8 protein-coding genes are annotated in these 10535 nt (G+C 50.3%); 4 read left to right on the forward strand and 4 right to left on the reverse strand.

Annotated features, from left to right (window positions below):
- Positions 1 to 42 precede the first annotated feature (42 nt).
- The 3 genes from ACTHMC_RS04070 to ACTHMC_RS04080 form a co-directional block, all read right to left on the reverse strand.
- On the reverse strand, positions 43 to 822 hold the full coding sequence (locus tag ACTHMC_RS04070; RefSeq protein WP_440411037.1) for a hypothetical protein: 780 nt from the start codon (positions 820 to 822) through the stop codon (positions 43 to 45).
- 193 nt (positions 823 to 1015) lie between these two features.
- Positions 1016 to 1501 (reverse strand): TlpA disulfide reductase family protein, encoded by a 486-nt coding sequence (locus ACTHMC_RS04075; RefSeq protein WP_440411039.1) that lies wholly within the window; start codon positions 1499 to 1501, stop codon positions 1016 to 1018.
- Between the two features lie 88 nt (positions 1502 to 1589).
- Positions 1590 to 2195 (reverse strand): TrmH family RNA methyltransferase, encoded by a 606-nt coding sequence (locus ACTHMC_RS04080; protein ID WP_440411040.1) that lies wholly within the window; start codon positions 2193 to 2195, stop codon positions 1590 to 1592.
- Positions 2196 to 2297: 102 nt separating this feature from the next.
- Here ACTHMC_RS04080 and ACTHMC_RS04085 point away from each other — a divergent pair, with 102 nt between their 5' ends.
- The 4 genes from ACTHMC_RS04085 (at position 2298) to ACTHMC_RS04100 (ending at position 10256) form a co-directional block, all read left to right on the forward strand.
- Positions 2298 to 5396: an AsmA family protein gene (locus tag ACTHMC_RS04085; RefSeq protein WP_440411042.1), complete on the forward strand. Its 3099-nt coding sequence runs from the start codon at positions 2298 to 2300 to the stop codon at positions 5394 to 5396.
- Positions 5397 to 5503: 107 nt separating this feature from the next.
- Positions 5504 to 7747 carry a sodium-translocating pyrophosphatase gene (locus tag ACTHMC_RS04090; RefSeq protein ID WP_440411044.1) on the forward strand — a complete coding sequence of 748 codons (2244 nt, stop codon included), beginning with the start codon at positions 5504 to 5506 and terminating at the stop codon, positions 7745 to 7747.
- 270 nt (positions 7748 to 8017) lie between these two features.
- Positions 8018 to 8401: a BlaI/MecI/CopY family transcriptional regulator gene (locus ACTHMC_RS04095; protein ID WP_440411046.1), complete on the forward strand. Its 384-nt coding sequence runs from the start codon at positions 8018 to 8020 to the stop codon at positions 8399 to 8401.
- A 4-nt stretch (positions 8402 to 8405) separates the two neighbouring features.
- Entirely contained in the window at positions 8406 to 10256 is a 1851-nt protein-coding gene (locus ACTHMC_RS04100; protein ID WP_440411048.1) for a M56 family metallopeptidase, read from the forward strand.
- Positions 10257 to 10263: 7 nt separating this feature from the next.
- Here the strand turns inward: ACTHMC_RS04100 and ACTHMC_RS04105 are convergent.
- Positions 10264 to 10535: type IX secretion system membrane protein PorP/SprF (locus tag ACTHMC_RS04105; RefSeq protein WP_440411049.1), on the reverse strand; the 272-nt coding region annotated here is incomplete at its 5' end.

Here is a 10535-nt window from a genome sequence, read left to right on the forward strand (position 1 = left end):
TCCAATACTATTTAGTGGTAATATTTATGACGGATCAACAGATCAGTTGCCACATGCAAAACGGAAAGTGGCATTGGGCAGGTTCAGGTTCAGGAAATACCTTTCATTAACGCCACCGGAAGAGAAGATATCCCTTGGCAGCCAGTAACCAGTGTAGGAAGAAGCCGTGTAAGGATTGTTCACACTGTAATCCCTGTCTATCAGCCTCCACCAGTTGTTGACGTTGTGGATATTGTTCCTGGTGTCATAAGTAATACCTGATCTGATCAGGTTACCGCTGGAGTTGTAGCTGTAGTTGGTGGTGAAACCGGAACCAGGCACACCACTCCACATCAGTTCTGTAGAACTGATACGATTGGAAGCATCGTAAGAATAAGTGGTTACGGTCCAGCTGTAATAAGCCGTTGGCAATCCACCTACCAGCGTTCCGAAATTGTAGGTAGTATCTCGGATCACACGGTTGCTTGCATTGTACACATACTTGGTATAATACTCAAACGTTACACCATCTGAATAAACGCCATAATGCCTGCTCATGCGTTTGTTGGCATCATAAAAGAAATACCTGTTAGGGTCTCCGGTGTTTGGAGTGTTGCCCACCATGCTTACAGGATCACCCTGTGCATCGTATGTGAACTTGTAATAATCATTGGTGCCGGTCACCAGGATGGAATCGATATTGCAATAGCGCTGATCAGGCCAGTAGTTGGCATCGGCAGCGCCAGGTACCTGCTGTACATCAGTTTTTTTGTTACAGGATACGGATACGATCATCAGGCCCAACGCCAGGAATGATGCAGCGGAGCGGATTACATTTTTCATAAATGATTATAGGTTTAATAGTGAAAAAATCCGGTAATGATGGATGGCAAACAGGTGGTGTAAAAACCTGGTGATGGGGAGTAGCAGCAGGAGAGCAATTTAGTTAAATAGCATGATCCAAAGATCAACCCACAAAAAAATGCGGTTATTCCACCACGTGAGTGTAATAACCGCATTCAATATTATTATTTAGTTATGGAGTTGCGATGAGCAGTCTGATCTCAGGTACCACCTGCCTGTCTGTAAGCTGGCGCTCGAAGAATTTACGATACCCTGTTTTCTTATTGATGAAGAGTGTGGCAGGAATTCCCCCACTCCATTTCTCATCTATTGCCGGACAGAAATAATCCGCATTCGTTTCATCCAGCCAGAAGAAACTGGCTTTGAATTTTTGCTTTGTGATGAAGTCCTGCAGCCCTTTTGGGTATTCCCTGTCAAAGTCGAGGCTCACGAGAACGAGTTCCACTTTTTCATTTTTAAATTGTTCCACTCCCGCCTGCAGCCAGGGGATCTCTTCCACACATGGCGCGCACCAGGTGGCCCAGAAACTCACTACCAGCGGATGCTCACAGCTATCAATATACGAAGTCAGTTCACCGATCTTCACTTTTCTTACCTGTTGCGCAAAACAGCAGCAGGCAAAAACAACGCAAAATATTAGTAAGATGACCTTCTTCATACGATCTGTTTATTATTCGGGGATCAGTCGCTCGCGTCCCCGGGTAATGGCGATATCCCTTTTTAGCTGGCCCCACTCTCTGAAATTATTATCCAGCATCCGGTTCCTGCAACTGCAGTTTCCAGTCTTCCAGCAACAGGTTCAGTTCTTCACCACTATACCTCCGCTGGTTGTAATGCCCTGCCAGCATTTTCTGTCGTTTGGCCTCATACAGTGTAACAGCGCAGGCCACGGAAATATTCAGGGAGCGGATGATGCCCACCTGCGGGATCACAAAATTACCATCGGCCAGTGCGCGGATCTCATCACTCACCCCACTGTGCTCATTACCGAATACCAGGGCGGTACTGCCAGCTGCAAAATTGATGCTGTACAAATCTACGGCATCGCTGCTCAGGTGAGTAGTTAAGATGGTGTCATATTTTGCGCGGAGCGCTGCAAAGCAGGCAGCAGCATCCGTGAACTGATGAACGGTGAGCCATTTAGCGGCACTGCTGCTGCTGCGGGCCCCGAATTTCTTATGACGGGGAATTTTGGTATTGAGCACATAAATTTCCTGCACTCCTACCGCATCACAGGTGCGCATTACGGCAGATATATTATGCGGATCAAATACGTTCTCCAGCACAATGCAAAGATCATTCTGACGCTTGTTCAATACTGTAACCAATCTCTCGTAACGTTCCGGTGTCATATTAATAAAATTGTGATAAGTTCAGGGCCGGAGGCAATATTACGTGGTATTTTTAAATTATTATCTTCGTCGGATATTTACGCCACTAAACCAATATGGCCTATGTTGAAGAAGATCCTAAAGATAACAGGAATCATTCTCCTGGTGCTGATCGTCATCCTTTTCACAGCACCTTATCTTTTCAAAGACAAGATCGCGAAGATCGTAAAAGAGCAGATCAACAAGAATGTTGCTGCCAAAGTGGATTTCACCGGTCTCAGCCTGAGCTTCTTCCGCCATTTCCCCAGCGCCTCCGTTTCCCTGGAAGGCCTGCAGGTGACCGGCCCTGAGCCTTTCGGTAAAGACACCCTCATCAGCGCAAAAGAAATAGACGCAGCCGTTGACCTGTTCAGTCTGTTCGGAGACCAGATCCGCGTTACCCGTGTAAATATCAACCAGCCACGCATCCATGCACTGGTGAATAAAGAAGGAAAGGCCAACTGGGATATCATGCTGCCCGATACCACCACGGTAACACCTGAATCGCCCGAAGAACCATCTTCTTTCAAACTAAATCTTAAGAAGTACGCCATCCGCGATGCGTATGTTTATTATAGTGATGCTACCAGCGGTATGAGCAGCGAGATCGTCAACCTCACGCACGAGGGTTCCGGCGATTTCACCTCCGACCTGTTCACCCTCAGTACCGGCACAAAGGCCGATGCCGTGACCTTCACCTACGGAGGGATCCCCTACCTGGCGCGCACCCAGACCAATATCGACCTGGACATTGAAATAGACAGCAAGGCTTCTAAGTATACTTTCAATACGGAAGAGATTGCCCTCAACGACCTGAAAGTGGCCGCCAAAGGTTTCTTCCAGTTAGTGAACGATTCCACCTATAATATGGATATAGCTTTCAATGCGCCCAGTACCGATTTCAAAAGCATCCTCAGCCTCATCCCGGCAGTGTATGCCAATGATTTCGCGAAAGTGAAAACCAGTGGCAAGGCGCTGTTCAACGGTTTCGTGAAAGGCACCTACAACGGCGTACAAATGCCGGCCTATAACCTCAACCTGCAGGTGGAGAACGGTTTCTTCCAGTATCCCGACCTGCCCAAGCCGGTACAGAATATCAACCTGACTGTGAAAGTGGACAATCCCGATGGTGTTACCGACAACACCGTAGTGGATATCCCTAAAGCGCATATCGAATTCGGGACCGATCCATTCGACTTCCACCTGCTGCTGAAAAAGCCCATGACCGATCAGTATATCGATGCGGCTGCCAAAGGCAAGCTGGACCTCGCCGGTATCACCCAGTTCGTGAAACTGCCTGAAGGCACTAAACTGGCAGGCCTCGTCAATGCAGATGTGAACGCCAAAGGGAATATGGCCGTGGTAACACAGCAGAAACCCGGACAATTCTCCGCACAGGGTTTCATCGATATCGCCAAACTCTTTTATGCGTCGCCTGCCTTCCCGGCGCCGATCCAGAATACCAGCGCACGTATCGATATCAGCAATCCCGATGGCGTACCCGATCATACTGTGGTAAAGATCCCTGCTGCCCACGTGGAAGTGGGAAAAGATGCAGCCGATCTCACCCTCACCCTGCTGACACCCGCTTCTGATCCTGCTTTCGATGGTACCCTTAAAGGCGGCTTCAACCTGGGCAATATAGCGCAGTTCTACACCTTTGAACCGGGTACATCCCTGGCCGGACAGGTGAATGCCAACGTAGCTTTCAAAGGAAAGAAATCAATGATCGATAAAAGCCAGTACGATGCCCTGCAAACATCCGGCACCGTACAGGCCAGCAATATTGCTTATAAATCGAAGGATTACCCCGATGGCGTGAACATCACCAGCAGTCTCTTCACCTTCAATCCGAAGAACGTGACGGTGAACAACCTGGCGGGTAATTTCATGCAGACCAATTTCAATGCCAATGGCAGCTTTGATAACCTTATCGGTTATGCGCTGAAAGATGAGCCACTGGCCGGCACCCTCAATGTGAATGCCGATAAAGTGGACCTCAACAAATTCATGGGAACCACATCCGCAACACCGGCTCCGGCAACTGATGCAAAGAAAGACAGTGTTGCAGCCCCAGCCACAGGCGATCCTTTCCAGGTTCCGAAGAATATAAAATTTGCGCTGAACACAAAAGTGAACAGTCTCAAATACGATAAAGTAGAGTACAAAAATATCAGTGGCAGCCTGCAACTGGCCGACGAAACCGTGTATATGAAAGACGTGAAGCTGGATGCCCTTGACGGCACCATCGGCCTCAGCGGCTCCTACTCCACCCGCGTCAGCAAAAAGAAACCGGATATAGCGCTCACCTACGATGTGCAGAACCTGGACGTGCAGAAGACCTTCATGGCCTTCAACACCGTACAGAAGCTAATGCCCATCGGCAAGTTCATTGCCGGAAAGCTCACGTCAAAAATGAGTGTAAAAGGACAACTGGGCGGAGACATGATGCCGGACCTCAGCACCCTCACGGGCGAGGGCACCCTCTTCCTGCTGCAGGGCTTCCTGAGCAAATTCGGTCCGCTGGACAAGATCGCGAGCAGCCTCAACCTGACAGACCTGCAGCAGATCTCTGTAAAGGATATCAAGAACTACTTTGAATTTGCCAATGGCAAGGTGCTGGTGAAGCCCTTCAACATAAAGGTGAAGGATATTGATATGGAAGTGGGCGGTATGCACGGCCTCGATCAGAGCCTGGATTATGTGATCAACCTGAAAGTGCCCCGCGCCAAACTGGGCAGCCAGGCCAATGCACTGGTGAACAACCTGGCGGCACAGGCCAATGCCAAAGGCATTCCCGTAAACATCAGCGAAACCATCAGCTTCAAGGTCAACCTGGGCGGCACCATCACCAACCCGGCTGTGAAAACCGACCTGAAGAATGCGGGTGGCAGCCTGGCGGAGGACCTGAAAGCACAGGCTAACGACTTTGTGGAAGCGAAGAAGAAGGCGGCTGACAGTGCCCTGGCAGTGGCCAAACAGCAGGTGAAAGACTCCGTGGAGTCCGCTAAAAAGAAGGCTGCTGACGCATTGAAAGAAGAGCTGGCCAAAGCCATCAGTGGCAAGAAAGACAGTTCCGGTAATAAGCAGGATGTGAAGAAGGACCTGGAGAATACGGGGAAAGGATTGCTCAACAGCATCCTCAAGAAAAAGAAAAACCCCGCGGATAGTACGAAGCAATAATCAAACTACCAAAAAAAACAGGGGGGGACCGGTATATACAGCGGTTTTCCCCTATTTTTGCCCTCCTTAAAATAAACTAAGATCAGAACTTACGAATTGAATTGCTTATGGATAAACTGATTTATCTGGTTCCCCTGATGGGTATCATCGGGCTCCTGTACACGCTGGTAAAATTCAAATGGGTTTCCAAACAGGATGCCGGTAACGAAAGGATGAAAGAAATTTCTACCTATATCGCCGACGGAGCCATGGCTTTTCTCAAAGCAGAATGGAAGATCCTGGGTTATTTTGTAGTGGTTGTAGCCCTTCTCCTTGGATTCATGGCCACCTCCAACCCTCACTCTCACTGGTCAATCGCCATTGCATTTGTTATCGGAGCATTCTTCAGCGCCCTCGCAGGTTATATTGGTATGCGCGTGGCCACCAAGGCTAACGTACGCACTGCCAATGCAGCCCGTACCAGCCTGAGCAAGGCACTCAATGTGAGTTTCACCGGCGGTGCCGTGATGGGACTGGGTGTGTCCGGCCTCGCTGTACTGGGTCTGGGTGGTCTCTTTATTATAATCAAAGCCCTGCTGGTTCCGGATGGTTCTTCCGTGAACAGTGCCGACATGGTGAAAGCCATCGAAGTACTGACCGGTTTCTCCCTGGGTGCTGAATCCATCGCCCTCTTCGCCCGCGTGGGTGGAGGTATCTACACCAAGGCTGCCGACGTTGGCGCTGACCTGGTTGGTAAAGTGGAAGCAGGCATCCCTGAGGATGACCCCCGCAACCCCGCCACCATCGCGGATAACGTGGGCGATAACGTAGGTGACGTGGCAGGTATGGGCGCCGATCTTTTCGGTTCTTATGTTGCTACTGTACTTGCTACCATGGTACTGGGACAGGAAACCATCGCAGAAGATGCGTTCGGTGGTCTCAGCCCTATCCTCCTCCCGATGCTGATCGCAGGCCTCGGTATCCTTTTCTCCATTGTAGGCACCTGGTTCGTTCGCATCAGCGATTCAGCCGGTATCAGCACCACCGCTGTGCAGAAAGCCCTCAATATGGGTAACTGGGGATCCATCGTACTTACAGCCATCGCTTCTGTTGGACTGGTGTACTGGCTGATGCCTGAAACCATGAGCCTCCGCGGTCATGAGTTCACCAAATGGGGTGTGCTCGGCGCCATCGGTGTTGGTCTGGCAGTAGGCACCCTCATGAGTATCATCACTGAATATTATACGGCCATGGGTAAACGCCCTGTGCTGAGCATCGTTCGTCAGTCAGGTACGGGCCATGCCACCAACGTGATCGGTGGTCTGGCAGTAGGTATGGAGTCTACGCTCCTCCCTATCCTGGTACTGGCCGGTGGTATCTATGGTTCTTATGCCTGCGCAGGCCTGTATGGTGTTGCCATTGCAGCTGCCGGTATGATGGCCACCACCGCTATGCAGCTGGCTATCGACGCCTTCGGCCCTATCGCCGATAACGCCGGTGGTATCGCTGAAATGAGTGAGCTCCCTAAAGAAGTCCGTGAAAAGACCGACGTACTGGATGCAGTAGGTAACACTACAGCGGCTACCGGTAAAGGTTTTGCCATCGCTTCTGCAGCCCTCACCGCACTGGCCCTCTTTGCCGCCTATGTGGGCGTGATCAAGAACAATGGTTATGATCTCGGAGACGCGATCAATATCTATAAAGCCGATGTACTGGCCTCCCTCTTCGTAGGAGCCATGATCCCATTCATCTTCTCTGCACTGGCCATCCGCGCGGTTGGACAGGCAGCCATGGCAATGGTGGAAGAAGTTCGCCGCCAGTTCCGCGAAATCCCCGGCATCATGGAAGGAAAGGGCAAGCCCGAGTACCAGAAATGTGTGGCCATCTCTACTGACGCCAGCATCAAGAAAATGCTGCTGCCCGGCGCTATCGCTATCCTCTCCCCCATGATCATGGGCTTTGCCTTCGGTCCTGAAGCCCTCGGTGGTTTCCTTGCAGGTGCTACCGTGAGCGGTGTACTGATGGGTATGTTCCAGAACAATGCCGGTGGTGCATGGGACAATGCCAAGAAATCTTTCGAGAAAGGCGTTGAAATCAATGGCCAGACCTATTACAAAAAATCAGAGCCGCATAAAGCTTCCGTAACCGGTGATACAGTAGGTGATCCTTTCAAAGACACTTCAGGTCCTTCCATGAACATCCTCATCAAACTGATGTCGATCGTTTCACTGGTACTGGCACCCACGCTGGCTCAGATTCATAGTTATAAATATGAAGTGAAGGCCCCTGCTAAAAAAGTGGAGCATGCCGTACCTGCTCAGGACGCGATCGTATCTGCTGCGGATAATGCAGCGGTGTACACAACAAATTAATTCCGGATTTTTTTTGGGGAATTGATGGATTATATCCCCGGGAATTTTATCTTTGTTGTCCATAACTAAGCACTATATCATACCAAATACCAAAAGTCCCTGTATTTCCATACGGGGACTTTCTTTTTAGATCCCCCTCCGCTCCTCCTTTCTTCTCCCCGCTTGTTGAAATTATCTTGGCGTTATCCACATATTGGTACAAATTGTAGGAGCTTCTTAACAATTTATTACGAAACATGTCGTAAATTGGAACAAATCATTTCATTGGTTATGGCAAACACAAAAACCATCAAACCCACAGAGAGCGAACTGGAGATCCTGAATGTACTGTGGGAGCGCGGAACCGCCAGTGTTCGTGAAGTTCACGAGGAGCTGCTGAAAGTCAAAGAAGCAGGATACACCACCACCCTCAAACTGATGCAGATCATGCATGAGAAAGGACTGGTGAAGAGAGATGACAGCGTGAAAACGCATATCTATCAGGCTACCGTGAGCCGGGAGAGGACCCAGAAATACCTGATGGGCAAGATGATCGATACGCTGTTCAGCGGATCATCCACCGCCCTGGTAATGCAGGCCCTGGGTAATCACAAAGCTTCACCCGAGGAACTGGAAGCTATCCAGCAAATGATCAACAACCTGAAAAAACAGTAGAAGGATGAACCAAGTCTACCAATCCGCTTTCCTCAAAGCATTGGGATGGTCATTAATAGACAGCTTGTGGCAATTTGGAGTGCTGTGGTTATTATATGTACTGCTGACTGCTAATGGAAAACGCTACCAATCCCACCAGCGGCATACGATTGCCCTGTTATCCCTGGCCGGAGGTTCACTCTGGTTCCTGGTATCACTGGTGATCAATTTCTATAAGGCCGCCGCCGCTCCTGCCGTGATCACCTGGCAGGGTGCCGATGCTCCCGTGATGGATTATGGTATCCTTGGTAATACTTCCCGCCTCATAGAACCGGCGCTTCCCCTTCTTTCCATTGGTTATCTGCTGGCAGCCGCCTGGTTATTCATTCGATTCTACTACCGTTTTCATCATACAAAACAATTACTGAAAGCCGATATGGTGAAGGCATCGCCTGAACTGCGCGTATTCCTTCAAACGGCCGCCGCCCGGATGGGTATCAAAAAGAATGTGGCGATCTGGCTCTCTGCCGCAGCAGAAGCCCCCATGACACTGGGTTTCTGGAAACCTGTGATCCTGCTGCCCATTTCCATCGTGAACCACCTCAGCCTGCAACAGACAGAAGCTATCATTCTGCACGAGCTGAAACATATCAAGCGCAACGATTATTTCATCAATATTTTAATGGCCTGCGCAGACGTGGTGCTGTTCTTCAATCCGTTTGCCCGCTGGATCGCACAGGATATCCGCCGCGAACGCGAGAACAGCTGCGACGATCTGGTGCTGCAGTTCCGGTACGATCCCGCGCTGTATGCAAGCTCGCTCCTGATCCTGGAGCAGCAACGCTCCGCCCGTCCCAACCATTTTGCTGTGGCAGCAACCGGCAACAAAACACCAGCCCTGCTGCATCGTGTAACACGCATCTTGCACCAAAAGCAGGTAAGCACGCCCGTTAGCCACCGCATGATCGCTTATTTCCTCACGGCCGTCCTCTTCGGTTTCATTGCCCTTTCCAATCCCGGCAACGTGATCGTTAAGAAGATATACCCTGTGGTATTCAGCGGCGAAGCCAATGCACAGTTCGCCTCCTATATTCCAGAGAATGAAGAACCGGCTCCCATTGAAAAGCCTGTTGTTACTATAAAAAAGAAGCTGACAGGTACTCCGCAACCTGTGGCAGACAGCCCCTCCATCACCGGTATCAGTATGCTGAACCCGGCAGAAGCCGAGCAGGTGATGCAGGTGGCAAACGGCATCCAGCTGGCATCGATGGCGCAAGACCAGCAGGCCCTTCAGTTCCAGGTGCAAGGCACCCTGGTGATAAATGTAGGAGTGCAGGTTGAGAACAGGGATTTCACCATGACCAGTCAGCGTCCCATGTTCTACGCAATTGCTGAAAATTCTGCCGAGATCAAACCGTATGTTCCCCGCAGCAACTTTGCCTACCAGTACATGGAAGACAGCGCTTCACCCAAAATATACGTAGCCCCGCAACTTCAGCAGGAAGCCAAACTGGCCATCCAGCGCGCGCTGGCAGAACTGGACCAGGTGGATTGGGCGAAACTGGAAAAAGAACTCGTAAACAAAGGCATCAACCTTGGCAGCGCCCAGATCCGCCAGGAACTGCACCGCGCTTTCATGGAGATCACCTGGAAGCGTATCTGCGAAGGCAGCGTAACTCCGGCTGATAATGTACGTGAGATCTATGCCAAAGCCATGGCCGACTGGCAAAGAAAACTGGAGCGTTTTCAGCATGACCGCGCCAGAAAGCAGGCAGAAAAGGTGCGCTTACAAACTCAGATCGTGGAAGAACGCATCCTGGAGAATATAAAAGAAGAGCAGAAGAACGCTGTCAGGAAAGCCGTGATCGATATCTAATTGCCCATTACCAGACATTTTTCGGGCAGGAGCTCCCGTATTTGTTTCCGATGATGAATCCCACCAGGATCTCATGGGTCCCCTTACTTACCGTGTTCAGTCGCGTTGTAGTATAATCATACGCATACCCGATATTGAGCGCATTGGAAATATTCAATCCCAGCATCGCTGCAAAACCCTCCCCTGTTCTGTAACTGATACCTCCCCAAACCTGGTCGAGGTACTGCAATTTCATATTGAGGTCCACCTGCACCGGCAATGGCCGGATATATTTCACCA

Origin of the sequence: Pseudobacter sp. (assembly GCF_051955275.1) — a bacterium.
In the GTDB taxonomy this organism is placed as follows: Bacteria; Bacteroidota; Bacteroidia; order Chitinophagales; family Chitinophagaceae; genus Pseudobacter.